The sequence below is a fragment of the Streptomyces sp. NPDC002701 genome, from assembly GCF_042889045.1.
In the GTDB taxonomy this organism is placed as follows: domain Bacteria; phylum Actinomycetota; class Actinomycetes; order Streptomycetales; family Streptomycetaceae; genus Streptomyces.
In genome coordinates, this window is record NZ_JBIAQL010000035.1 from 1 (window position 1) to 24,490 (window position 24,490).

General features: G+C 72.1%; 17 protein-coding genes and 1 pseudogene. 4 read left to right on the forward strand and 14 right to left on the reverse strand.

Annotated features, from left to right (window positions below; translation table 11 throughout):
- Positions 1-166 precede the first annotated feature (166 nt).
- From ACFYXC_RS39090 to ACFYXC_RS39110, 5 genes are all read right to left on the reverse strand, one after another.
- A complete protein-coding gene (locus tag ACFYXC_RS39090; RefSeq protein WP_123962873.1) occupies positions 167-409 on the reverse strand; it encodes a DUF397 domain-containing protein in 243 nt (80 codons plus the stop codon).
- A gap of 82 nt (positions 410-491) precedes the next feature.
- The gene (locus ACFYXC_RS39095) at positions 492-1,658 is read right to left on the reverse strand and encodes a thiolase domain-containing protein (RefSeq protein WP_389557553.1); all 1,167 of its coding nucleotides are present in this window, start codon (positions 1,656-1,658) and stop codon (positions 492-494) included.
- Positions 1,655-2,719, reverse strand: coding sequence for a thiolase domain-containing protein (locus tag ACFYXC_RS39100; protein ID WP_389557555.1), 1,065 nt, complete (start codon positions 2,717-2,719; stop codon positions 1,655-1,657). Before ACFYXC_RS39100 ends, ACFYXC_RS39095 begins: the two co-directional genes overlap by 4 nt.
- Positions 2,720-3,691, reverse strand: a complete 972-nt coding sequence (locus tag ACFYXC_RS39105) for a Zn-ribbon domain-containing OB-fold protein (protein WP_389557557.1) — start codon at positions 3,689-3,691, stop codon at positions 2,720-2,722.
- Between the two features lie 150 nt (positions 3,692-3,841).
- Positions 3,842-4,642, reverse strand: a complete 801-nt coding sequence (locus ACFYXC_RS39110) for a crotonase/enoyl-CoA hydratase family protein (protein WP_389557559.1) — start codon at positions 4,640-4,642, stop codon at positions 3,842-3,844.
- Positions 4,643-4,839: 197 nt separating this feature from the next.
- On the opposite strand from ACFYXC_RS39110, the gene ACFYXC_RS39115 reads away from it, so the two are divergent.
- On the forward strand, positions 4,840-6,468 hold the full coding sequence (locus tag ACFYXC_RS39115) for an acyl-CoA synthetase (protein WP_389557561.1): 1,629 nt from the start codon (positions 4,840-4,842) through the stop codon (positions 6,466-6,468).
- Between the two features lie 48 nt (positions 6,469-6,516).
- On the opposite strand, the gene ACFYXC_RS39120 is transcribed toward ACFYXC_RS39115, so the two are convergent.
- A complete protein-coding gene (locus ACFYXC_RS39120; RefSeq protein ID WP_389557563.1) occupies positions 6,517-6,981 on the reverse strand; it encodes a hypothetical protein in 465 nt (154 codons plus the stop codon).
- Between the two features lie 181 nt (positions 6,982-7,162).
- On the opposite strand from ACFYXC_RS39120, the gene paaK reads away from it, so the two are divergent.
- On the forward strand, positions 7,163-8,464 hold the full coding sequence (gene paaK, locus ACFYXC_RS39125; RefSeq protein ID WP_389557565.1) for a phenylacetate--CoA ligase PaaK: 1,302 nt from the start codon (positions 7,163-7,165) through the stop codon (positions 8,462-8,464).
- Positions 8,465-8,528: 64 nt separating this feature from the next.
- On the opposite strand, the gene ACFYXC_RS39130 is transcribed toward paaK, so the two are convergent.
- Together ACFYXC_RS39130 and ACFYXC_RS39135 are read right to left on the reverse strand one after the other, a co-directional pair.
- Complete coding sequence (locus tag ACFYXC_RS39130; protein WP_389557567.1) at positions 8,529-10,682, reverse strand: hypothetical protein; 2,154 nt, start codon at positions 10,680-10,682, stop codon at positions 8,529-8,531.
- 128 nt (positions 10,683-10,810) lie between these two features.
- Complete coding sequence (locus tag ACFYXC_RS39135) at positions 10,811-12,361, reverse strand: acyl-CoA synthetase (RefSeq protein WP_389557568.1); 1,551 nt, start codon at positions 12,359-12,361, stop codon at positions 10,811-10,813.
- 180 nt (positions 12,362-12,541) lie between these two features.
- Here ACFYXC_RS39135 and ACFYXC_RS39140 point away from each other — a divergent pair, with 180 nt between their 5' ends.
- The gene (locus tag ACFYXC_RS39140) at positions 12,542-15,001 is read left to right on the forward strand and encodes a penicillin acylase family protein (RefSeq protein WP_389557570.1); all 2,460 of its coding nucleotides are present in this window, start codon (positions 12,542-12,544) and stop codon (positions 14,999-15,001) included.
- 57 nt (positions 15,002-15,058) lie between these two features.
- On the opposite strand, the gene ACFYXC_RS39145 is transcribed toward ACFYXC_RS39140, so the two are convergent.
- Positions 15,059-16,618 (reverse strand): acyl-CoA synthetase, encoded by a 1,560-nt coding sequence (locus ACFYXC_RS39145; protein ID WP_389557572.1) that lies wholly within the window; start codon positions 16,616-16,618, stop codon positions 15,059-15,061.
- Entirely contained in the window at positions 16,615-17,724 is a 1,110-nt protein-coding gene (locus ACFYXC_RS39150; protein ID WP_389557574.1) for an NAD(P)H-dependent flavin oxidoreductase, read from the reverse strand. The genes ACFYXC_RS39145 and ACFYXC_RS39150 overlap by 4 nt, the downstream gene beginning before the upstream one ends.
- A gap of 181 nt (positions 17,725-17,905) precedes the next feature.
- Between ACFYXC_RS39150 and ACFYXC_RS39155 the strand changes: the two genes are divergently transcribed.
- Positions 17,906-19,705, forward strand: a complete 1,800-nt coding sequence (locus ACFYXC_RS39155) for a serine hydrolase (protein WP_389557576.1) — start codon at positions 17,906-17,908, stop codon at positions 19,703-19,705.
- Positions 19,706-19,793: 88 nt separating this feature from the next.
- Here ACFYXC_RS39155 and ACFYXC_RS39160 read toward each other — a convergent pair whose 3' ends face one another.
- From ACFYXC_RS39160 to ACFYXC_RS39175, 4 genes and pseudogenes are all read right to left on the reverse strand, one after another.
- On the reverse strand, positions 19,794-21,356 hold the full coding sequence (locus ACFYXC_RS39160; protein WP_389557578.1) for a phytoene desaturase family protein: 1,563 nt from the start codon (positions 21,354-21,356) through the stop codon (positions 19,794-19,796).
- A 297-nt stretch (positions 21,357-21,653) separates the two neighbouring features.
- Complete coding sequence (locus ACFYXC_RS39165; protein ID WP_389557580.1) at positions 21,654-23,894, reverse strand: tetratricopeptide repeat protein; 2,241 nt, start codon at positions 23,892-23,894, stop codon at positions 21,654-21,656.
- Positions 23,895-23,954: 60 nt separating this feature from the next.
- Positions 23,955-24,178: pseudogene (locus ACFYXC_RS39170) on the reverse strand (DUF2236 domain-containing protein); the annotation flags it as partial.
- A gap of 117 nt (positions 24,179-24,295) precedes the next feature.
- Positions 24,296-24,454, reverse strand: coding sequence for a hypothetical protein (locus tag ACFYXC_RS39175; RefSeq protein WP_389557581.1), 159 nt, complete (start codon positions 24,452-24,454; stop codon positions 24,296-24,298).
- Positions 24,455-24,490 lie beyond the last annotated feature (36 nt).

Below are 24,490 nucleotides of genomic sequence, written 5' to 3' on the forward strand. Positions count from 1 at the left end.
GGCGGGGTAGTCCGGCCCGGGGGGCCGCCGGGCCCCCCCCCCCCGGGGGGGCCGGGGGGCGCCCCCCCGGGGGGCCCCCCCCCGGGGGGGGGGGCCCCCCGGGGGGTGGGGGCGGGGGGCCCCCACCGCGGATCGGGGCACGGCACGGGCGTGAGGCCGGCAGAGGTCAGGTGAGGTCGAACTCCCCCTCCCGCGCCCCCGACACGAACGCGCCCCACTCCGCGGGGGTGAAGATCAAGGAGGGACTTTCCGGGCGGCCACTGTTGCGCATCGCGATGAATCCCTCGACAAAGGCGATCTGGACATCCCCCAGCCCACGGCTGCTCGAATGCCAGTCGGCGCTGCTGAGGTCAAGCTCCGGCTTGTCCCAGCCCGCGAGCGGGTGCTGCTGGATGGTGCTCTCGGCCACGTCCGTGCTCCTCCCGGTTCGTCGTCCGCGGCCAGCCTAGCTTTCGGTCACTGCCGCGCACAGGCCACGTGAGGGGGACAGTTCAGGAGGTCGGCGGCGCGGCTCCGACCAGCCACATCGAGAAGAACTGGGAGCCGCCGCCGTAGGCGTGCCCGAGGACCCGGCGGGCGCCGTCCACCTGGTGCTCCCCTGCCTGGCCACGCACCTGGAGTGCGGCTTCGGCGAACCGGATCATGCCGGAGGCCCCGATGGGGTTGGTGGACAGCACCCCGCCCGACATGTTGACCGGCAGGTCGCCGTCCAGTTCGGTGACCCCGGACTCGGTGAGCTTCCAGCCCTCGCCCTCCTCGGCGAACCCGAGGTTCTCCAGCCACATGGGCTCGTACCAGGAGAACGGGACGTACATCTCGACCGCGTCGATGTCGCGGCGCGGGTCCGCGACCCCCGCCTGCCGGTACACGTCGGCCGCGCAGTCCTTGCCCGCCTGCGGGGAGACGAAGTCCTTGTCGGCGAAGAGGGTCGGTTCGCTGCGCATCGCGCCGCCGTGCATCCAGGCGGGCGGCCGCGGTGAACGGGCCGCCCCCGTACGGTCGGTGAGGATCATCGCGCAGGCGCCGTCGGAGGACGGGCAGGTCTCCGAGTAGCGGATCGGGTCCCACAGCATGGGCGAGGCCCGGACCTTCTCCAGGGTGATGTCGTGCTCGTGCAGGTGCGCGTACGGGTTCTTGAGCGCGTTGCGGCGGTCCTTGTACGCGACGAGGGAGCCGACCGCGTCAGGGGCGCCGGTGCGCCGCATGTAGGCGCGTATGTGCGGGGCGAAGAAGCCGCCGGCGCCGGCCAGCAGGGGCTGCTGGAAGGGGATCGGCAGGGACAGGCCCCACATGGCGTTCGACTCGGACTGCTTCTCGTAGGCGAGGGTCAGTACGGTGCCGTGGACGCGGCCCGCGATCAGGTTCGTGGCGACGAGCGCCGTGGAGCCGCCGACGGAGCCCGCCGTGTGCACGCGGAGCATCGGTTTGCCGACCGCGCCGAGGGCGTCGGCGAGGTACAGCTCGGGCATCATGACGCCCTCGAAGAAGTCGGGGGCCTTGCCGATGACGACGGCGTCGACGTCGGCCCACGTCAGTTCGGCGTCGTCGAGGGCGCGTCGTGCGGCCTCCCGGACGAGTCCCGCGATCGACACGTCCCGCCGGGCCGCGACGTGCTTGGTCTGGCCGATCCCGACGACGGCCACGGGCTCCTTGCTCATCGCGGGTCTCCTTCCAGTACGGCGACCAGGTTCTGCTGCAGACAGGGGCCCGACGTGGCGTGCGCCAGCGCCCGGTCGGAGTCGCCGCGGCTGATCCGGTCGGCCGCCTCGCCGATACGGATGAGACCGGCGGCCATGACGGGGTTGGCGGCGAGCGCGCCCCCGGACGGGTTGACGTCGATGCCGTCGTCCAGCCGCAGGGCCTTGCGCAGCACCACCTCCTGGGAGCTGAAGGGCGCGTGCAACTCGGCGGTGTCCACCGGCCGTTCGAAGGCGCCCGCCCGTTCCGCCGCGAGCCGTGCGGACGGTGAGTCGGTCAGGTCCCGTACGCCCAGGCCGTGCGGTTCGATGCGGTGGTCGATGCCGCGTATCCAGGCGGGCCGCTCGCACAGTTCGCGGGCCCGCTCCCCCGCGGCGAGGATCACCGCGGCGGCTCCGTCCCCGACGGGCGCGCAGTCCCCGCGGCGCAGGGGGCGTACGGCGTAGTCGCCCGGCGGCACCGCGCCCCGCAGCTGGGCATGGGGGTTGCCGGTGGCGGAGGCGCGGTTGCGGGAGGCGACGGCCGCCAGCGCGGGTTCGTCCGTGTCGCCCGCGTCGATGAGCGCCTGCGCCTGGAGGGCGGCCAGGGCGACGGAGTCGGGCCACAGGGGCGCGAGGTAGTACGGATCGAGCTGCCGGGTCAGGACGTCGCGCACGGAGCCGGCGGACGACGTGCCGTACGCGTACACGAGGGCGGTGTCCGCGTCGCCGGTGAGGAGCTTCGTCCACGCCTCGTACAGCGCCCAGGCCCCGTCCATCTCCACATGGGACTCGGAGATCGGCGGCCAGGCCCCCACGCCGTCCAGCGCCATGGTGAAGGAGAAGGCGCGGCCCGCGAGGTAGTCCGTGGAGCCGGAGCAGGTGAAGCCGATGTCACCGGTCTTCAGCCCGGTCCGCGCCAGGACCCGGTGCAGAACCGGCATGAGCATCTCCACCTCGGAGAGTTCACCGCTGGTGCGCCGGTGGTCGGTCTGCGCGAACGCGACGACGGCGATGTCCCTGATCGGCCTCGGTGCGGGCATCTACAACAGCTCCCTGTACGTCTCGTACTGCGCGTCGGGCTCGCCGGTGGGCCGGTAGTGGTCGGGGTGGCCGCCTCCGTCCGGCCACACCGGTTCGACCCGCAGCCCCATGCGCACCTGGTCGTACGGGATGCCGCCGATCCGGCCGTGCAGGGCGAGGTCTGCGCCGTCGAGGGCGATGTGCGCGTAGACGTACGGCACCTCGATGTCGAGGTTCGCCGTATGGGAAGCCTTGATGTTGACGATGCAGTAGGTCGTGACGGTGCCGCGCGGACCCACCTCGACCCGTTCCGATGTGGCCACACCACAGGTGGGGCACGCACCCCTCGGCGGGACGTACACCTTGCGGCACGAGGGGCAGCGCTCACCGACGACCCGCCGTTCGTCGAGCGCGTGGAGGAACGCGGACTGGGCGCGCCCCGGCGAGTAGGTGTAGTCGAGCCGGGCGGGCGCGACGATCCCGGTCACCGGGTCCGCGAACCGCCCGACGCCGCCACGAGGCACGGGCCCCTCTTCCGCGGACGGCTCGTACGGCTCGTACGGCTCGAAGCAGGCGATGTCCGTGACGGCGCCGGAGCGTTCCGCGGCCCAGCGGATGCGGACCCGCAGGCCGGTGTGCACGGAGTCGGGCCCGCCGGGCGCGTCGAGGGCGTGCAGCAGACCGGTGTCGGCGCCGTCCGGCCGCACCAGGACCCAGGCGAACGGCCGGTCGAGGGGCTGTCCCCGGCGGGGCTCGTGGTTCCAGGCCCAGGTGGTGACGGTCCCGGTGGGGGCGACCTCGACGAGCTCGCTCAGCTCCTCTGAGGTGACGGGATCGTACTCGACGGGCGGAACGAGCACCCGCCCGTCCTTGGTCCGCACCCCGAGCACGACCCGCTCCCGCAGCCCGGTGAGAAACGCGCTCTGCACGGGCCCGAGGGACCGGGTGAAGGGAAACTCGACAACAAGGGAAGCTTTCAGAACATCAGGCACGAATTCTCCTCACACAGGGAACCTCCGGCCCCGCACCCCGCAAGGGGCGCGGGGAACTGCGCGACCAGCCACGACGAACCCGCAGCAGACACACCTCCGGCGGCAGCCAAACCACGGCAGCCGGCGGCAGCCACCCCGCGGCAGCCGGACTCACAACCGCCGGTACACCGCCGGGCGCCGCTCAGCGAAGGCCCGCGCACCCTCCGCCGCATCGGCCGTGTCGAAGACCGGCCACCCCCGCTTCAACTCGGCGGCGAGCCCGTCCGACTCACTCATGTCGGCGGTCTCGTACACGGATGCCTTGACCGCCTCGACGGCCAGCGGCCCGCACGCGTTGACCTGCTCGGCGATGGACAGCGCCTTCTCCAGCGCGGTCCCGTCGGGCACGACATGCCCGATCAGCCCGATGCCGGCCGCCTCCCGCGCCGAGTAGGGACGACCGGTGAGCAGCATCTCCAGCGCGTGCGTGCGCGGGATCTGCCGCTGCAGCCGCACCGTCGAGCCGCCGATCGGGAACAGCCCGCGCCGCACCTCGAAGAGCCCGAAGGTGGCGGACTCCCCCGCGACCCGGATGTCGGTGCCCTGGAGGATCTCGGTACCGCCGGCCACGCAGTGGCCCTCGACCGCGGCGATCACGGGTTTGCGCGGCCGGTGATGGCGCAGCATCGCCTTCCAGTGCAGATCGGGGTCGGCCGTGAGGCGGTCCCGGTGCTGCTGCCCCTCCATCTGCCGGCCCGCGAGGGCCTTGAGGTCCATGCCGGCACAGAACGCGCCGCCCGCGCCGGTCAGGACGATCGAGCGGATGGCGTCGTCCTCGTCGGCCTCGACCCAGCCGTCGTACAGGCCGACCAGCATCGGCAGCGAGAGCGCGTTCTTGGCCTCGGGCCTGTTGAGCGTGAGCACCAGTGTGGCGCCTTCGCGCTGCACGGTGAGGTGTTCCGTCCCACCCATTGCCGTCCTCCCGTCTCGGGAACGAGAACAGGTTGCAGGAGGCGCGGAACCAGTACAAGGGTTTTCTGACAGACAGTCAGATTTATTGGGCGAGGACCCTTCACATAGGTGGCGGGCTTTGCTCTGATGACCGGCGAGGCGACGGCGCACGTCCACTCGTCGACGGTCACCGACGGTTGCCCGGGTCAGGAGGAGCGGTGGAGTTCAACCTTGCCGACCTGTTCGAGTCGGTCGTCGACGTGGTCCCCGACCGCGAAGCCCTCAAGTACATCGACCATCCCGGGACGGGGGCCGAACGCCGCCTGACGTACGCGGAGCTGGACGCGGCGGCCAACCGTGTCGCCCACCACCTGACCGACAGCGGTGTCCGTCCCGGTGAGCATCTGGGGCTGCACCTCTACAACGGCATCGAGTACCTGCAGACCGTCCTCGGGTGCCTGAAGGCGCGGATCGTGCCCGTCAACGTCAACTACCGCTATGTCGAGGAGGAGTTGGTCTACCTCTACCGGGACGCCGACCTGGTGGCGCTGGTCTTCGACGCGGAGTTCACCGGGCGGGTGGCGGCGGCCCTGCCGCGCGCCCCGGCGTTGCGCCATCTCCTGCGGGTGGGCGTCCCGGCACCGGACGCGCCCCCCTTGTCCGCGGTGGACTTCGCGCAGGCCGAGGCCGCCGCGTCCGCCGGGCGCGGGTTCCCGGCGCGCTCCGCCGACGACCAGTTCATCATCTACACCGGCGGCACGACCGGGATGCCGAAGGGTGTGATGTGGCGGCAGGAGGACCTGTTCTTCGCGGGACTGGGTGGCGGAGCCCCGACCGGGGAGCCGGTGAAGACGCCGGAGGAGGTCGCCGAGCGGGTCGCGGCCGGCGGCGACGGCATCACGTTCTTCCCCACACCCCCACTGATGCACGGCACCTCGACCCTCACCGCCTTCATCGGCTTCCACTTCGGGCAGCGCGTCGTCATCCACCGCAAGTTCGCCCCCGAGGAGGTGCTGCGGACCATCGAGAAGGAGAAGGTCACGAGCGTGGCGCTGGTCGGCGACGCGATGCTGCGGCCGTTGATCGACGCGCTGAACGGGCCTCTGAAGGGGACCGACTGCTCCTCGCTGTTCAGCGTCTCCTCGTCCGGCGCGATCATGTCGGAGACGGTGCGCGCGCAGTTCCAGGCCCTCGTGCCGAACGTGCTGCTGCTCAACAACTTCGGTTCCTCGGAGTCCGGCTTCAACGGCACGGCGACGGCCGACTCGGGGCCCGGACGGGGTTTCCGGATCCAGGTCAACTCCCGTACGCAGGTGGTGGATCCGGTGTCGCACGAGCCGGTCGCCGTCGGGGAGCCCGGTCGCATCGCCCAGCGCGGACATGTACCTCTCGGCTATTACAACGATCCGCGGGCCACCGCCGAGACGTTCTTCGAGAGGGACGGCGAGCGGTGGGTGCTGCTCGGTGACATGGCGACCGTCGACGAGGAGGGCATCGTCACCGTCCTGGGCCGCGGCTCCCAGTGCATCAACACCGGCGGGGAGAAGGTGTATCCGGAGGAGGTCGAGCAGGCACTCAAGTCGCATCCGGACGTGTACGACGCGCTGGTGGCCGGAGTGCCCGACGAGACCTGGGGCAACCATGTGGCGGCCGTGGTGCAACTGCGCGAAGGCGGCGCGCGGCTCTCCCTGGACGAGATCCAGACCCACTGCCGTACGCAGCTGGCGGGCTACAAGATCCCTCGTCAGCTGGTGATCACGGACTCCGTCCAGCGCTCCCCGAGCGGCAAGGCGGACTACCGGTGGGCACGGTCGGTCGCGGCCGCCGCGGCGGATGCAACGCGCTGAACGGTACGTTCACATGTTGACCGGTACGTTCACGTGTCGAAGCTACGTTCACGTGTTGAAGGGCCGGTAGTGCACGAGGGCGCGACCGTCGCTCTCGTCCCGCACCGTCAGGTCGACCGCGACGGCGCCCCCGTCGGCGTACGGGGTGAGGTCCAGGTGTCCGCAGCGGTCGGCGTCCTCCTGGACGCAGTCCGTACGCAGTTCCAGGCCGGGGTGGGCGCCGGCCAGCCAGGCGTCGAGACCGGTCCTGCTGATCCGGAACCGGATGTCGTACAGCGTGTCGATGCCGTGGTGCAGCACGCAGACGGCGTCCTCGGCCCCGGCCGGCAGCCGTTCCTGGTCCGCGAACCGCAGCGCCTCCCCGCACGGCACCTTCTTTCCCCCGCCCCGCGCGTCCCCGCCCCCGGCGCGCTCGGCGGGAGCCGTCGCCCCCACTCCGCAGCCGAGACAGGCCAGCGCCAGTACGGCGGCGAGCCCGGGCCCTGCGACGGCCCTCTTCCGGGTGTGCGACACCAGTGCCCCTTCCCTCCGCCGTACGGCGGGCATCCCGCCGGCGGGTAAGAGGATGAACGAGCGGGGCCGGTTCCCGCCGCACTCCTTGACGGCCACCCGCACGGCTGGATTACTTGATCCCCGAAGGCACGACCGAATGGTCGGTCGCCGGTGACGGTACGTGGGTGAGGGAGAAGTGCCTGTGGCGAACTCGACGGACCCGCCGGCCCTGGACGCCGGTGAACGGCTCGACGCGGACGGACTGCGCGCACTCCAGCTGGAGCGGCTGCGGGCCTCACTGCGGCACGCGTACGAGAACGTGCCCTTCTACCGCGACGCCTTCGACAAGGCCGGGCTCCGGCCCGAGGACTGCGGCTCGCTCGCCGATCTGGCGCGCTTCCCCTTCACCACCAAGGCGGACCTGCGCGACAACTACCCGTACGGGATGTTCGCCGTGCCGCGGGACCGGGTCCGCCGCATCCACGCCTCCAGCGGCACCACAGGACGCCCCACGGTCGTCGGATACACCGGGAACGACCTGTCCATGTGGTCCGACCTGGTGGCCCGCTCGATCCGCGCGGCGGGCGGCCGGCCCGGTGACATCGCCCATGTGGCCTACGGCTACGGCCTGTTCACCGGCGGACTCGGCGCGCACTACGGCGCCGAACGGCTCGGCTGTACGGTCGTCCCGGCGTCGGGCGGTATGACGGCCCGCCAGGTCCAGCTGATCCAGGACCTGCGGCCCGGGATCATCATGGTGACGCCCTCGTACATGCTGACGATCCTCGACGAGTTCGAGCGGCAGGGCCTGGACCCGCGCCGGACCTCGCTCCGGGTGGGCATCTTCGGTGCCGAGCCCTGGACCGAGGAGATGCGGCGGGAGATCGAGGAGCGGTTCGCCATCGACGCCGTCGACATATACGGGCTGTCGGAGGTGATCGGCCCCGGGGTGGCCCAGGAGTGCGTCGAGACGAAGGACGGACTGCACATCTGGGAGGACCACTTCTATCCGGAAGTCGTCGATCCGCTCACCGGTGAGGTGCTGCCGGACGGTGCGGAGGGCGAGCTGGTGTTCACCTCCCTCACCAAGGAGGCCATGCCCGTCGTCCGCTACCGGACCCGGGACCTGACCCGGCTGATGCCCGGCACGGCCCGGGTCTTCCGCCGGATGGCGAAGGTCACCGGCCGCAGCGACGACCTGGTGATCGTGCGCGGCGTGAACCTCTTCCCCACCCAGGTCGAGGAGATCGTGCTGCGCACGCCGGGTGTCGCCCCGCACTTCCAGCTGCGGCTGACCCGTGAGGGCCGCCTCGACTCGCTCACCGTACGGGCCGAGGCGCGCGCGGGTGCCACCCCGGAGACCCGGGACGCCGCCGCGCGCGCCATCGCGGCGGCCGTGAAGGACGGCATCGGCGTCTCCGCGCGGGTGGAGATCGTCGAACCGGAGTCGCTGGAACGGTCGGTCGGCAAGATCAGGCGCATCGAGGACCTGCGCCCGCGATGACCCCGCCCGCACTGACCGCCTGCCGGCTCCGGGCTGGGACTTGGGCCGGGGCTGGGACTGGGGGCTAGGGCTGGGACTGGGGTCGGGGTGTCGAGCCGTACGCGGTGAGGAAGCGGTCGCGGAAGGAGTCCATCCGCCAGACCGGGGCGGTGTCGTCGGGCTTGAGTCCCTCGGTCCAGCCCCAGTCGTCGATCTTGTCGAGGACGGGCTTGTCGCGGGCGACGATCGAGATGGGCACGTCCCGGCCGGCGTCGTCGCCGCTCACCCTCGCCAGGGGCTGGTGGTCGCCGAGGAAGACCAGCACGGTGTCCTTGCCGCCGTACCTGACCACGTAGTCGACGAGGCTGGTCACCGAGTACTCGATGGACCTGCCGTACTCCTCCTTGACCTTGGTCGAGTCGTAGAAGACGTCCGACGCCTTCTTGCCGTCCTTCTGGATGTCCTCGTAGACCGAGCCGTCGCCGACCTCGTCCCAGGGGATCGTCTTCGGGATCGGCGCCCAGGGCTGGTGGCTGGAGGTCAGGATGATCTCGGCCATCAGCGGCTTGTCGCGCTTCTTGCCGTGCTCCAGGCGCTCGTACGCGCTCAGGGCGTACTGGTCCGGCATGGTCGACCAGCTGAACTTGGGCCCTTGGTAGCCGAGTTCGCGTGAGTCGTAGACGGTGTCGAGGCCGTAGAACGAGCCCTCCGGCCAGTTCTTCTGGACCCCCGGCATGATGCCCACGGTCCGCCACGCTCCGGTGCGCTGGAAGGCCCCGGTGAGCGTCAGGTGCTCGCCCGCGGTGACGGTCCGGTAGCGGGCCTGGTTGCTGATCCACAGCCCCGACAGGAAGGTGGAGTGGCCGAGCCAGCTGTTGCCGCCGTACGTCGCCGAGGTGAGCCAGCCGCTCCTGGCCGAGTACCCGGCCTCGGTCAGCGCCTCGGTCTTGTCGGCGAGGGTGGCGTCGACGCCGGGCGCCGTGACCGGGTCCTCGATGGCGCTGCGGCCGTAGCTCTCGATGAAGCCGATGATGACGTCCTTGCCGCGCAGGTCGGTCAGGAGCTGGTCCGGCGGCGTCTCGGCGAAGGCGTCCTTCTTGGCCTCCTTGGCGAACTCCGCCTCGTCCTTGAGCGTCGCCTGCACGTGATCCACCCGGTTCTGGACGGCTCCCGCGGTGCTGCGGGCGGCGAACTGCACCCCCGCGAACTGCACGCCGAGGGCCGAGCAGGCGACCCAGACGGTGCCGGCCACCAGCGTGGCACGGGTCGCACGGGCGCTGTTGCGGGCCAGCAGGCCGGCGAGCCGGACGACGGAGAGGACCATCAGCGCGAACACGGCGAGGACGAGTGCGACGACCGCGATCACGACCGCGATCGCGCCGGTCCTGCCCATCGAGTCCTCGAGGTAGGTCCGCGCGTCGTCGAACAGGACCCAGTCGAGTACGACGTTGAAGCCGCGTCCGAGGAATTCGTTGAAGCCGAGGTCGAGGAGGTTCAGGATGGTCAGCGCGCCCAGGCCCAGACCGGCCAGGACCGCGGTCACCAGCCGCAGCGTCCTGGGCAGCACGATGAGGACGGCCGCGCCGAAGATCGCCTCCACCGGCAGGCGCGTGAGCACGGCGGGCCGGAAGCGGTCGGGCTCGTTCGGCATGAGCAGCGCGAAGAGGACGAGTGCGGCGGCGAGGGTGGTGACGGTGTACCGCACGTTCCGCGCGGCCACGGGGTGCTTGGCGCGCCATCCGCGGAGAGCGGGTGGCTCCGCGCCCTCCGACTCTCCGCCGCTGCCCGCCCCGCTTGCGGCCGGTGTCCCGGCCTGGGCGGGGGCGTTCTCGTCCGCGGGCGCGGGCGCCGTCGCCCCGTCCGCAGCCGCGGCGGCGCTCTCGGCGGGTACCTCCGCCTCGGGCTGCGCGTCTGCCGCGACGGGCGTCCGCGCCTCCGCGGGTGTGTCCGCGGAGGCGTCCGCCACGTCCGCCGCGTCGGCCACACCGCCCGCACTCGCAGCGTGCGGCCCCTCGCCAACGGGCGGCCCCTCGTCGACGGGCGTCTTCTCGTCGGCGGGCGCGGACGCCCGCTCGGTCGGGGTGTCGGTCCGCTCGGTCGGTGTGGCCGCTCGGGCGGCAGGCGTGTTCTCCGCCGGAGACGCCGGAGACGCCGGAGGCTGTGGTTCCGGTGTCTCGGGGTTCTCCGGGGTTGCCTGGTCCGTGTCCGGCGGCTGGGGAGAGTTCGTGGTGCTGGACAACCCGAAGGTCCTTCCGTGCGAAACCCGGTGGTGGCTCGGCGGACCGGGTTCGGGTGGTCGGGCCGCCGTTACTGGTACGGCCGACCGGCGGATTCAGTTCAACGGGACGAGGATCCGGCCGTCGGGGTTCACTCGCCGGGCCCGCCCGCGACAGGCGGGGGGACCACGGCGGCCGCGGGCGGTTCACCGCCGAGGCGGTCCCTCAGTTCCCTCTTGAGGATCTTGCCGCTCGCGTTGCGCGGCAGCTCGTCCACGAACAGCACCCGCTTCGGCGCCTTGAAGCGCGCGAGCTTCTCGCGCGCGTGGGCGACCAGTTCGTCCTCCGTGACCGCACCGCGGCGGACGACCACCGCGGTCACCGCTTCGATCCACCGCTCGTCCGGCAGGCCGATCACCGCGGCCTCGGCCACCTCGGGGTGGGTGTAGAGCGCGTCCTCGACCTGCCGCGAGGCGACCAGTACGCCTCCGGAGTTGATGACGTCCTTCACCCGGTCGACGACGGTGAAGTACCCGTGCGCGTCCCGCACCACGAGGTCACCCGAGTGGAACCAGCCGTCCCGGAACGCCTCGGCGGTCTCCTCGGGCTTGTCCCAGTAGCCCTCGCACAGTTGCGGCGACCGGTAGACGACCTCGCCGGAGGTCCCGTCGGGCACGTCCTTGCCGTCCTCGCCGACGACCCGCGCGTCCACGAACAGCACCGGCCGGCCGCAGGAGTCCATCCGCCCCTTGTGCTCGTGCGGCCCGAGGACCATGGACAGCGGACCGATCTCGCTCTGCCCGAAGCAGTTGTAGAAGGCCAGCCCGGGCAGCCGCGACCGCAGCCGTTCCAGCACGGGCACGGGCATGATCGACGCCCCGTAGTACGCCTTGCGCAGCCCGCTCAGGTCACGCGTCGCGAAGTCGGGGCGGTTCGACAGGCCGATCCACACGGTGGGCGGCGCGAAGAGGCTGTCCGCGCGGCCGGTCTCGACGAGGTCGAAGAGCTGGTCGGCGTCGGGCGCGTCGAGGATGGTGTTCCGGGCACCGACCGCCAGATACGGCAGCAGGAACACGTGCATCTGCGCCGAGTGGTAGAGCGGCAGCGAGTGCACGGGCAGGTCGCCCGCGCTCAGATCGAGGGCGGTGATCGCGCTCAGGTACTCGTGGACCAGCGCGCGGTGCGTCATCATCGCGCCCTTGGGCAGCGCCGTCGTCCCCGAGGTGTAGAGCAGTTGCACCAGGTCCTCGGTGCGCGGCTCGGGTCCGTCGTACGCGGGCGCCGACGCCAGCCGGGCGAGCAGCGAGTCCTCGGCGTCGCGCAGCGGCAGCACCCGCACACCGTCGGGGAGCCGGTCCGCGAGGCCCGGGTCGGACAGGACCAGCGCGCTGCCCGACTGGCCGAGGAGGTACGCGAGGTCGTCGCCGGTCAGGTTCTGGTTGACCGGCACATGGACGAGTCCGGCGCGGGCGCAGGCCAGGAAGCCGATGAGGTACGCGTCCGAGTTGTGCCCGTAGGCACCGACGCGGTCCCCCGGGGCGAGCCCCGAGGAGCGCAGCACGTGGGCGGCGCGGGAGACGGCGTCGTCGAGTTCGGCGTACGTCCAGGAGCGCTCGCGGTAGGTGACCGCGGAGCGGTCCGGAGTGCGCCGGGCACTGCGTCGCAGCACCCCGTCAACCGTGCTGCCGTGTCCAGGCGTCATGACACATGATCCTGGGTCCGTCCACGCGGCAGGTCAAGCCGGACGGCACGGGGTCCGGAACGGGCGGCACGGCGATCCCGACAGGGCCTCCGTGGCTGTACATACCCGTTGGTACGCTCAACCGCTCCTTCTCGCACGGACGTTGCACCGCCCATTCCCCCAAGGAAGTTGGGAGGCACGATGCGCACCCGCCTCAGACGACTCGTCGTCATGGCCGCCGCGCTGCTCACCGCCACGACCGCACTGCCCGCGGCCACCGCGCAGAGCTCCGCACAGCGGCACCACCCTTCGCACGGTGGCCTGTCCGCCGTGATCCGCTACACCGAGTACGGCATCCCGCACATCCTCGCGAAGGACTACGCGAATCTCGGCTTCGGCAACGGCTGGGCCCAGGCCGCCGACCAGGTGTGCACGCTCGCCGACGGTTTCGTGACCGTACGCGGTGAACGCTCCCGGTACTTCGGCCCCGACGCCGCGCCGGACGGCTCGCTCTCGTCGGCCGCGAAGAACCTCTCCAGCGACCTGTACTTCCGCGGTGTCCACGACACACGGACCGTGGAGAGGCTGCTCGCCGAACCGGCTCCCCGCGGGCCGGGCCACGAGGTGGAGGAGCTGATGCGGGGCTGGGCGGCCGGCTACAACGCCTGGCTGCGGAAGAACCGTGTCACCGACCCGGCGTGCCGCGGCGCGGCCTGGGTACGGCCGGTGACGTCGCTGGACGTGGCGACGCGGAGCTACGCCCTGGCCGTGCTCGGCGGTCAGGGGCGCGCCGTGGAGGGCATCACCGCGGCTCAGCCGCCGACGACCACGAGCGGGGCGGCGGCCACGAGTGCGCCGGGCACCGCGAAGAGCCGTACTCCTGACGCGACCGGTACCGGTACCGGCGCCGAGGACGTCGCACGCGCCGCGCGGGAGCTGTTCGCGTCGCAGGCGTCCGACATGGGGTCCAACGCCGTGGCGTTCAGCGGCGGCACGACGGCGAACGGGCGCGGGCTGCTGCTGGGCAACCCGCACTATCCCTGGCAGGGCGGCCGCCGGTTCTGGCAGTCCCAGCAGACGATCCCCGGCGAACTCGACGTGTCCGGCGGCTCGCTGCTCGGCTCGCCGACGATCTCCATAGGGCACAACGCACATGTGGCGTGGAGCCACACCGTCGCGACGGGCGTCACCCTCAACGTCCATCAGCTGACACTCGACCCCGCCGACCCCACCGCCTACCTGGTGGACGGCAGGCGCGAACGTATGACGAGGCGGACGGTGACCGTCGGCGTGAAGGCCGGCACGCCGGTGACCCGCACCCAGTGGTGGACGCGGTACGGGCCCGTCGTCACCTCCCTCGGGGCCCAGGTCCCGCTGCCCTGGACGACGGGCACGGCGTACGCGCTGGGCGACCCCAACTCCGCGAACCTGCGCGCCTCGGACACCGCGCTCGGCTTCAGCAGGGCGCGGGGCACCGGTGACGTCCTCAGGACGCTGAAGCGGACGCAGGGGCTGCCGTGGGTCAACACGATCGCCGCGGACTCGGGCGGCCGTTCGCTGTTCACCCAGTCCCAGGTACTCCCCCGGATCACCGACGACCTGGCCGAGCGCTGCTCGACGGCGCTCGGCAAGGTCACGTACCCCTCGTCCGGGCTCGCGGTCCTGGACGGTTCGAGGAGCGACTGCGCGCTGGGGAAGGACGTTGACGCCGTGCAGCCGGGCATCTTCGGCCCGTCCAGGATGCCCGTCCTCAAGGACGCGCCCTACGCGGAGAACTCCAACGACAGTGCCTGGCTGGCCAACGCCGACCAGCCGCTGACGGGGTACGAGCGGGTCTTCGGCACGATCGGCACCCAGCGCTCGCTGCGCACCCGCGGCGCGGTCGAGGACGTGGCGGCCATGGCCGGGCGCGGCGGTCTGACCGTCCGGGACCTCCAGCGGCAGCAGTTCGCCAACCGGGTGCCGGCGGGCGATCTCGCGGCGGACGACGCGGCCCGCGCGTGCGCCGCGCTGCCGGGCGGCGCGGCGACCGGCAGTGACGGCAGAGCGGTCGATGTCACCGGCGCGTGCCGTGTGCTGAAGGTCTGGGACCACTCCATGGACACCGGCAGCAGGGGTGCGCTGTTCTTCGACCGGTTCTGGCGGAAGCTGACCGCGGCGGTGCCGTCCGCGCAGTTGTGGAAAGTGCCGTTCTCGGCGGCGGACCCGGTCCGCACCCCGAACACGCTGGACACACGGGTCCCCGCCTTCGCCAGGGCTCTCGCCGACACCGTCACCGAGTTGCGCGCCTCCGGCATCGCGCTGGACGCGAAGCTCGGGACGAACCAGTTCGTCGTGCGCGGCGGTGAGCGCATCGCAATATCCGGCGGCACGGAGTCGCTCGGTGTGTGGAACAAGGTCGAACCGGTGTGGGACGCGGCGGCCGGCGGCTACACGGAGGTCGTCACCGGATCGAGCTATGTCCAGGCGGTCGGCTGGGACGGAGGCCGCTGCCCGGTGGCCCGTACGCTCCTGACGTACTCCCAGTCGTCGAACCCGGACTCGGCGCACTTCGCGGACCAGACACGGCTGTACTCCGCCGAGAGGTGGGTGACCTCCCGCTTCTGCGAGAAGGACATCCACGCGTCGCCCGCGCTGAAGGTGGTACGCGTGCACCAGTGAGCGCGCTCCCGTGTGGTCCCGTCCCACATGGGCCGGGACCACATGGGGGGCGGCGTCTCACACAGGGCGCGTACGCCCCTCCCAGTACGGGTCCCGCAGCCGCCGCTTGTACAGCTTCCCGTTGGGGTCGCGGGGCATCGCCTCGATGAAGTCGACGCTCGCGGGCCGCTTGTACCCGGCCAGCCGGCGTGCGCAGTGCCCGAGGATCTCCGCGGCGAGCGCCTCGCCCGGTTCGTGGCCGGGGGCGGGTTCGACGACCGCCTTCACCGCCTCGCCCCAGTCGTCGTGCGGAACGCCGAAGGCCGCCGCGTCGGCGACGGCCGGGTGGGTGAGCAGCGCGGCCTCGATCTCGGCGGGGTAGATGTTGACCCCGCCCGAGATGATCATGTCGATCTTGCGGTCGCGGAGGAAGAGGTAGCCGTCCTCGTCGAGATATCCCAGGTCACCGACGGTGAAGTAGTCCCCGATCCGGTTCTTCCGCGTCTTGTCCTCGTCCTTGTGGTACGAGAATCCGCCGGTGCTCATCTTCATGTAGACGGTGCCGAGTTCACCGGCCGGGACCCTGTTCCCGTCGTCGTCGAAGACGGCGAGTTCGCTGATGGGCCACGCCTTTCCGACCGTGCCGGGCTTCTTCAGCCAGTCCTCGGCGGTGGCGAAGGCGCCGCCGCCCTCGCTGGCCGCGTAGTACTCCTCGACACTGTGGCCCCACCACTCGATCATGGCCCGTTTCACGTGGTCGGGGCAGGGGGCGGCACCATGGATGGCGTGCCGCATGGACGACACGTCGTACGCCGCCCTCGTGTGGTCCGGCAGCGCGAGCAGGCGGTGGAACTGTGTCGGGACCATATGGGTGTGCGTGCACCGGTGGGTGTCGATGAGCCGGAGCATCTCCTCGGGCGTCCACTTGTCCATGAGGACCAGCCGGTGCCCGATGTGCAGGGACGCGCCCGCGAACTGGAGCACCGCCGTGTGGTAGAGCGGTGAGCACACCAGGTGCACGTTGTCGTCAAACGGCTTGATGCCGAAGATGCCGAGGAAGCCGCCGAGGTACGTCTCCTCCGGAAGCCTGCCGGGCAGCGGGCGGCGGATACCGCGCGGACGCCCGGTGGTGCCGGAGGTGTAGTTCATGACCCAGCCGAGCGTCCGGTCCTCGGGCACCGACCCCGGCTGCCCGTCGAGGAGTTCGGCGTACGGGCGGAAGCCCTCGTCCGGACCGGCCGGTCCGACCGCGTACCGCCGGTCCCCGGGCAGCTTCGCGTCGTCGGCCGCGTGGCGTGCGGCGTCTGCGAACCGCTCGTGCGCGATGAGCACCTTGGCTCCGGAGTCGGCGACGATCCAGGCGATCTCGGGGCCGACGAGGTGGTGGTTGACGGGCACGAGGTAGAAGCCGGCCTGGGAGGCGGCGAGGTAGGCGGTGAGGAACTCGACGCCGTTGGGCAGCACGACGGCGAAGGAGTCGCCCCGTTCCAGCCCGGCGGCGCGCAGTCCGTGGACCAGCCGGTTCGACTCGGCGTGCAGCCGTCCGGCGGTCCACTCCTCGCCGTCGGCCGCGACGAGCACGACCCGCTCGGGGCCGGCGGTGGCCTCGGCCCAGAAACCGCCCGGTGTCCGGCTCACCCGTGGCTCCTTCCGGCGATGCGGTCGAGTCGGTCCACGGCCTGTTCGAAGCCGCGTGTGAGGTCGTCGACGACTTCCTGGACACTGCGTTCGCTGGTCATCCGGCCGACGATCTGCCCCACTGGTGTCCCGAGCAGTGGTCCCACCTCGTGTTTCTGGATCCGGGAGACCGCCTCGGCGACCAGGAGCCCCTGCAGGGGCATGGGGAGCGTGCCGGGGCCGTTCGGATCGTCCCAGGCGTCGGTCCACTCGGTGCGCAGCTGCCGTGCGGGCTTGCCGGTCAGCGCGCGTGAGCGGACGGTGTCGCCGGAGCCGGCGGCGAGGAGTTTGCGGGTCAGTGCGGGCGAGTGCATGTCGGCCTCCGCGGTGGTCAGCCATATGGAGCCCAGCCACACACCCTGGGCACCGAGTGTGAGCGCGGCGGCCACCTGCTGTCCGCTGCCGATGCCGCCCGCGGCGAGCACGGGCAGTGGCGCGACGGCGTCGACGACCTCGGGGGTGAGCACCATCGTGGCGATCTCACCGGTGTGTCCGCCGGCCTCGTAGCCCTGGGCGACGACGATGTCGATGCCCGCCTCGGCGTGCTTGCGCGCATGACGGGCGCTGCCCGCGAGGGCGGCGACGAGCACGCCGTTCTGGTGGGCGCGCTCGATGACGTCGGCGGGCGGCGAGCCGAGCGCGTTGGCCAGCAGCTTGATCGGATGCTCGAAGGCGACGTCCAGCTGGGTGCGGGCGACCTCCTCCATCCACCCCGTGATGCGCCAGCCGGCTGCCTCGCCCTCGTCGAGTCCGGGCACGCCGTACTTGGTCAGGGTGTCCTCGACGTACTGCCGGTGTCCTGCCGGGATCATCGCCTCGACGTCCGCCTCGGTGACGCCTTCGACCTTCTTGGCGGGCATGACGACGTCCAGCCCGTACGGCTTCGCGTCCACATGCGCCTCGATCCAGTCGAGGTCCCGTCTCAGCTCGTCGGGGTCGGCATAGCGGACCGCGCCGAGCACACCGAGTCCGCCCGCCCTGCTGAGGGCGGCGGCGACGGCCGGGAACGGCGTGAAGCCGAAGAGGGCGTGCTCGACTCCCAGTCTCTTGCTCAACTCCGTCTGCATGGGCGCAGGATGCCGCAGTCCTCCGGACGAGGGAAGACATATTCTGATGACCCGTCAGTTTTTATGGTTCGTACGTGAGCGGGACGGCACCGTTGACACCGCCCTCCCCTGACACAAAAGTTTCACCGGACACAGCGAACCCGGAAAGATACTTTCAGACGGCGTGACGGGAGGCCCTTCTATGGCGTCGACGGCGGACAGAAGGGGCGGCGGGCCCACCCGCCGCCAACTGGGCAAGGGTCTGGCGGCGTTGGGCGGTGCGCTGACCCTCGCGCCCCTGCCCGCGGCGTCGGCGGCGCCCGGCACGGCGGCCGGGAGCGGGACGGGGGGCCGTGGCCGCCCGACCCTGCGCCGCGGTTCCGCCGAACGCGCCGGCCTGCTCGCCGCCCCGCTGCGGCAACTCGTGGCCGACGCCGAGACGTTCCTCGGCCCCTCCCCCGCGTACCCGTGGTACGCGGGCGCCGTGCTCCTGGCGGGCCGCGGCGGCACGGTCGCCCTGCATCAGCCGATCGGCAAGGCGGTGCGCTACTCGGCGTACGACGAGAAGACCGACACCGCGGTGGAGTTCCCTCCCGAGCAGCAGATCGCGATGGCCGAGGACACGGTCTTCGACCTGGCGTCGGTGTCGAAGCTGTTCACGTCGATGCTCGCCGTGCAGCAGATCGAGCGCGGCGCGCTGGAACTGGAGGGCAGGGTCGCCTCGTACCTCCCGGACTTCGGCGGCGCGGGCAAGCAGGACATCACGATCCGCCAGCTGCTCACCCACACCTCGGGGTTCCGCGCGTGGATCCCGCTCTACAGCGCGCCGACGTACGAGGAGAAGCTCCAGCTCATCTGGCGGGAGGCGCCCGTCGCCGCGCCCGGCACCAAGTACCTCTACTCGGACCTCAACCTGATCTCGCTCCAGCTCGTCCTGGAGGAGATCACCGGCCGCCGGCTGGACGAGCTGCTCCGGACCGGGATCACCGCTCCGCTCGGGATGCACCGCACGCGCTTCAACCCGCCGGCCTCCTGGCGGCCCCGGATCGCCGCCACCGAGGACGCCCGCAAGCCGTGGTCGGGGCTCGACCGCGGGCTCGTGTGGGGCGAGGTGCACGACGAGAACGCGTACAGCCTGGGCGGTGTGGCGGGTCACGCCGGGGTCTTCTCCACCGCGTGGGACCTCGCCGTCCTGGGCCGGACGCTGCTCAACGGCGGGGTGTACGGAAGGGCGCGCGTTCTCCGGCCCGAGTCGGTGGACCTGATGTTCACCGACTTCAACACGGCCTTTCCCGGTGACGAGCACGGTCTCGGGTTCGAGCTGAACCAGCACTGGTACATGGGCGCGATGGCCACTCCGCGCACGGCGGGTCACACCGGTTTCACCGGCACCTCGCTCGTCCTCGACCCGACGACCGACTCCTTCCTCGTCGTCCTCGGCAACTCGGTCCACCCGGTGCGTGGTTGGCGGTCCGGCTCCGCTCCCCGGGTCGCCGCGGCGAACAACCTGGCCCGCGCGGTGCCGGTGCGGCCCGTGCGGGGGCGTACGGCCTGGTACTCCGGCATGGCGGCCGCGACCACCGCGACGCTGACGCTGCCCGCGATGGACGTCGGTGCCGGTGGCCGGCTGCGGTGCGCCCTGTGGTGGGACACCGAGCCGGGGGCGGACGCGCTGTTCCTGGAGTCCTCGGCGGACGGCGGGACGACGTGGGAGCCGGTGCCGTTCACGACCGTGCGCCACGGGGAGGCGCCGGCCACGCATCCCGCCGGATCGGTGACGGGCTGGTCGGGCCGGACCTGGCACCGGCTCGACGCGGACCTTCCCCAGGCCGCCAGACTGGTCCTGCGCTGGCGGTACACGACGGACCGGCTCCATGTGGGGCGGGGCGTGTACGTGGACGCGCTGCGGGTGCGGGACGGCGACGGGGTCGTGTTCGACGACGCGCGGCCACGGGACTCGGCGCGGGTGGAGGCCACGGGATGGGTGCCGTCCTCGGACTGACACCGGCACCGTCGGGACCCCGCAGTCGTCGGCGGGTCGCCTGGCGGGCGCCCGCGCGTTTCCCCGAGTCCTTTGCGGAGGCCCTCCCTCACGGGGCTTTCAGCAGGGCCATCGCGGCGTTGTGGCCGGGGACTCCGCTCACGCCTCCCCCTCGTACCGCGCCCGCGCCGCAGAGCAGGACGTTCGGGTGCCGGGTCTCGACGCCCCAGCGGCCGGTGTCCTCCTGGGTGTGGGGGAAGGCGAGGTCGCGGTGGAAGATGTTGCCGCCGGGGAGCCTGAGGTCGCGTTCCAGGTCGAGGGGGGTCTTCGCCTCGACGCACAGGCGGCCGTCCGCGTCGGCCGCCAGGCAGTCGACGATCGGTTCGGCGAGGTGTGCGTCCAGTTGCGCCAGGGTCGACTTCAGCAGTTCCTGGCGTGTGCCGTCGTTGTCGTCGGCGAAGAGCCGGGCGGGTGTGTGGAGTCCGAAGAGCGTGAGCGTGTGGTAGCCCTGCTGGACGAGGTCGGGGCCCAGGATCGTGGGATCGGTCAGCGAGTGGCAGTAGATCTCGGAGGGCGGTGCCTCGGGCAGCGCGCCGGACGCGGCCTGCGCGTGCGCGGCCGCCAGTTGCTCGTATCCCTCGGCGATGTGGAAGGTGCCGGAGAACGCCTCACGCGGGTCGACGGACGTGTCGCGCAGCCGGGGCAGCCGCTTCAGCAGCATGTTGACCTTGAGCTGGGCGCCCTCGGCGGGGGTGGGTGGCTCGTCGCCGGTCAGCCGGGCGAGCTCCTGCGGGGAGGCGTTGACGAGCACGTGCCTGGCCGCGACGGTCGCCTCGCCCTCCGCGGTGCGGTAGGTGACCTCGGCGGCGCGTCCGTCGGTCTCCACACGGACCGCCTCGTGGCCGGTCGCGAGGACCGCGCCCGCGCCACGTGCGGCCCGGGCCAGCGCGTCGGTGAGCGCGCCCATGCCGCCGACCGGGACGTCCCAGGCCCCGGTGCCGCCGCCGATCACGTGGTAGAGGAAGCAGCGGTTCTGCAGCAGGGACGGGTCGTGGGCGTCGGCGAAGGTACCGATGAGCGCGTCGGTGAGGACGACGCCACGGACGAGGTCGTCGGCGAAGGTGTCCTCGACGGCGACTCCGAGCGGCTCCTCGAAGAGGATGCGCCAGGCTTCCTCGTCGTCGACGCGGCGGCGCAGTTCGTCGCGGGTGGGGAGCGGCTCCGTGAGGGTGGGGAAGACCTTCTTGGCGACCCGGCCGGTCATGCCGTAGAAGCGCTGCCATGCCTGGTACTCGCTGCCCGATCCGGTGAGCTTGGCGAAGGCTTCCCGGGTGCGCCGCTCGCCGCCCCCGACGAGCAGTCCGGTGGGCCGGCCGTCGCGTTCGGTGGGGGTGTACGAGGAGACGTTGCGGCCGCGGACCCGGAAGTCCAGCCCGAGATCCCGGACGATCTTGCGGGGCAGCAGGCTGACCAGGTAGGAGTAGCGCGACAGCCGGGCGTCGACACCGGCGAACGGCCGTGTGGAGACGGCGGCGCCCCCGGTGTTGCCGAGCCGCTCCAGCACGAGGACCGACTTCCCCGCCCGGGCCAGGTAGGCGGCGGCGACCAGCCCGTTGTGCCCGCCACCGACAATGACGACGTCATGTTCCCGATATCCCTCGTGAGCAGCCATCCCCCTAGGTAACACCGATTGATCCACACCGACCAGCCCTACACGCACCCGGCCGACACCCACCGCCCCCGCAAGGGGGCCGCGAGGAACGGCGCCCCGCAAGGGGCGCGGGGAACGGCGCGCCCGGCCACACCCGCCCGGCAGCCGAAGAACGACAGGGGCCGACCCACCCACACCCGACCACCGGCCCCGCAAGGGGCGCGAGGAACTGCGCGCCCGGCCACACCCGGCCGGCAGCCGAAGAACGACAGGGGCCCGGGGGCGTAGCCCCGGATCACCGAAAGGTAGCCCGGGGCGTCACCACGCCCCGGAAACCCGCTGCTGCCGCAACGCCGCCACCCTCCGGTACAACTCCGCCGCCTCCACCCCCCGCCCCAACTGCTCCAGACAGTGCGCCTCGTCATTCCGGCTGGCCAGCGCATCGGGATGGTCGGCACCGAGCACCCGCTCCCGCGCGGCGGCCACCTGCCGGTACTCGGCGAGGGCGTCACCCCAGCGGCCGAGCCAGCCGAGCCCCACGGCGACCTCCCGCCGGCTCACCAGGGTGTCGGGATGGTCGGGCCCGAGCACGCGTTCCCGGATCGCGCACACGTCACGGGACTCGGCGAGAGCCTCCTCCCAGCGCCCGAGTCTCCCCAGGTTGACCCCGAGCCCGTGCCGGGCGCGCAGGGTCTCGGGGTGGGCGGGGCCGTGGACGCGGGTGCGGTCGTCGATGAGGTCCCGGTACAGCTCGAGAGCCGGTCCGCTGTGCCCGAGCCGACCGAGGCTGATGCCGACCTCGTAGCGGGCGGCGAGCGTGTCGGGGTGGTCCGGGCCGAGCGCCTGCGCCCGGGCCGCGGCGACCTCCCGGTAGGTGCCGAGCGCCTCCGGCCACCGCCCCAGCTGACCGAGCGCGTATGCCACCTCGTACCGGGTGACGAGGGTGTCGGGATGGTTCGCGCCGAGCACCCGGGCGCGCGCCGTGGCCACCTCGCTCGCCATCCGGTACGAGTCCTCCAGCCGGCCGAGCCTGCTGAGGTTGAAGGCGAGGTTGTGGCGGCAGCGCAGGGTGTCTGGGTGGTCCGGCCCCATGGCGCGTTCCCGGGCGGCGAGCACGGCCGCGTAGACCTGGTGCGCCTCGAAGTGCCGCCCCAGCTGGCCCAGTACGTACGCCATCTCCTGGCGGGCGGCGAGCGTGTCCGGGTGGTCGGGGCCGAGCACGTGTTCCCGGATCCGGGCCACGTGGGTGTACTCGCGCAGCGCGTCGGCGGGCCGGCCCGTACGGCTGAGGGTGAAGCCGACCTCGTAACGGCTGGCCAGAGTGTCGGGGTGGTCGGGCCCCAGGGCGTGCTCGCGTTCGGCGGCGACGGCGCGGTGCACCTCACCGGCCTCCGGCCAGCGGCCCAGCCGTCCCAGGCTCAGGCCCGCGTTGTGGCGGCCGGTGAGCGCGGTCAGCAGCTCCGGCGCCGGGGTGGGCCGTTCGGCGGGCACCGGTTCCGGGGCCCGGCGGGTGTCGGTGCGGGCGATCCAGTCGCCGGTGAGGCCCGCGGCGGCGTCCGGCGGCGTGGTGCGCAGCCCCGCCCCGGTCGCCTTGTGGCCGGTGGTCATTCCGCGCGTCCAGGACGGCAGGCGTGCCTCGCGGGAGACGGGCCGCTGCGTCGCCTCCCGCCGCACGGGGGCCGACACCACCGTCGGCACGTACGCGGGCGTGGTGCGGCCGGCGCCGATGCGGCGGCCCAGCTCGCGGGCGTCGTGCGGCCGTCGTCCGGGGTCCTTGGCCAGCAGGTCGAGGATGATCCGGTCCAGGAACTCGGGGAGTTCGGCCCGGTGGCTGCGCGGCGGTTCGGGCGAGGTGTCCCGGTGCCCGACGAGGACCGCCCAGGCGTCGTCGAGGTCGAACGGCGGGGCGCCGGTGGCGATCTCGTACAGCACGCAGCCGAACGAGTAGAGGTCGCTGCGCTGGTCGACCTCGGAGCCGCCGATCTGTTCGGGCGACATGTAGTGCGGGGTGCCCATGGCGATGCCGGTGCCGGTGAGGCGTGAGGTGAAGCCGATGTCGTGGCCGAGGCGGGCGATGCCGAAGTCGCAGATCTTCACCGTGCCGTCGTCGAGCCGCATGATGTTGGCGGGCTTCAGGTCGCGGTGCACGATGCCCTGCTGGTGGGTGTAGGCGAGGGCGGCGGCGACCTGCTCGGCGACCTCCACGATGTCGGCGACCGGCAGCGGATGCTGCTTGTTGTCCTCCAGGAGCTGGCTCAGGTTGCGTCCGTCGAGCAACTCCATCACCAGGTACAGGACGCCGTCGGACTCGCCGAAGTCATGGACGACGGTCACCCCGCGGTGCTGCAGCGCGGCGGCCACCCGGGCCTCGCGGCGGAACCGCTCCCGCAGGACACGGGTGAACGAGTGGTCGTGGCCGTGACCCAGCGGTTTGAGGCACTTGACGGCGACCTGTCTGCCCAGTGACTCGTCCTTGGCCCGCCACACCTCTCCCATGCCTCCTCGACCTATCAGGTCGAGCAACCGGTACCGGCCCTGGATGAGCCTGGTCTCCCCCATCTGCCGCGATCGCCCCCGTCGTCCGGACCCGCCCTCCCCTGGCCCGTCCAGTATGGCGAGCTATGGTCCGACTTTGTACGGTGCGGGGCGCGAGCCGGGGCCGAGCCGTGACATGGCGCGGATAATGTGTTTGGGCGGCTGTGGCCGCCGCAGACGTGCGGGAACACAGCGCGGCACGGTGCCGGTGGGACGTGGCCACCGGGTCACCGTCCGGGGTGACGTACGGATCTTGCGTACAACTCATGGGCGTACGGCGGCAGTGCGGCGTACGCGGTCTGCGCCACCGGGGGCCGCGGCGGCGCGCGTGCGGTGTCCGTGGGGGTACCGGGTGTGTGTACCGGGCGTGCTGTGGGTGCAGCCGGTGGAGACGGCATCCGTCTCGTCCGCGAGACCCCGCGCGCTCATGGCCCGTCGACAGCCCTCCGTGCGCTGCGTGTGGGCATCTCCGCGATCCGGGTCGGATCCGTCTCCGGGTGCTCGATGCGGGCGATGCGCCGGTGACCCAGATGCGCCAGGTGATCGACGATCAGCGACGCGCTCGCCAGATCGTCGTCGACCACGGTGCCACGCCGCACCCGCTTCCCGCGGCGTGTCTG

Bases quoted from the DNA above. Each gene is read 5' to 3' on its own strand.
- ACFYXC_RS39150 (WP_389557574.1), bottom strand. From the start codon at position 17,724: ATGCAGACGGAGTTGAGCAAGAGACTGGGAGTCGAGCACGCCCTCTTC.
- ACFYXC_RS39110 (WP_389557559.1), bottom strand. From the start codon at position 4,642: ATGGGTGGGACGGAACACCTCACCGTGCAGCGCGAAGGCGCCACACTG.
- ACFYXC_RS39100 (WP_389557555.1), bottom strand. From the start codon at position 2,719: ATGCCCGCACCGAGGCCGATCAGGGACATCGCCGTCGTCGCGTTCGCG.
- ACFYXC_RS39160 (WP_389557578.1), bottom strand. From the start codon at position 21,356: ATGGCTGCTCACGAGGGATATCGGGAACATGACGTCGTCATTGTCGGT.
- ACFYXC_RS39165 (WP_389557580.1), bottom strand. From the start codon at position 23,894: ATGGGGGAGACCAGGCTCATCCAGGGCCGGTACCGGTTGCTCGACCTG.
- ACFYXC_RS39140 (WP_389557570.1), top strand. From the start codon at position 12,542: ATGCGCACCCGCCTCAGACGACTCGTCGTCATGGCCGCCGCGCTGCTC.
- ACFYXC_RS39135 (WP_389557568.1), bottom strand. From the start codon at position 12,361: ATGACGCCTGGACACGGCAGCACGGTTGACGGGGTGCTGCGACGCAGT.
- ACFYXC_RS39155 (WP_389557576.1), top strand. From the start codon at position 17,906: ATGGCGTCGACGGCGGACAGAAGGGGCGGCGGGCCCACCCGCCGCCAA.
- ACFYXC_RS39095 (WP_389557553.1), bottom strand. From the start codon at position 1,658: ATGAGCAAGGAGCCCGTGGCCGTCGTCGGGATCGGCCAGACCAAGCAC.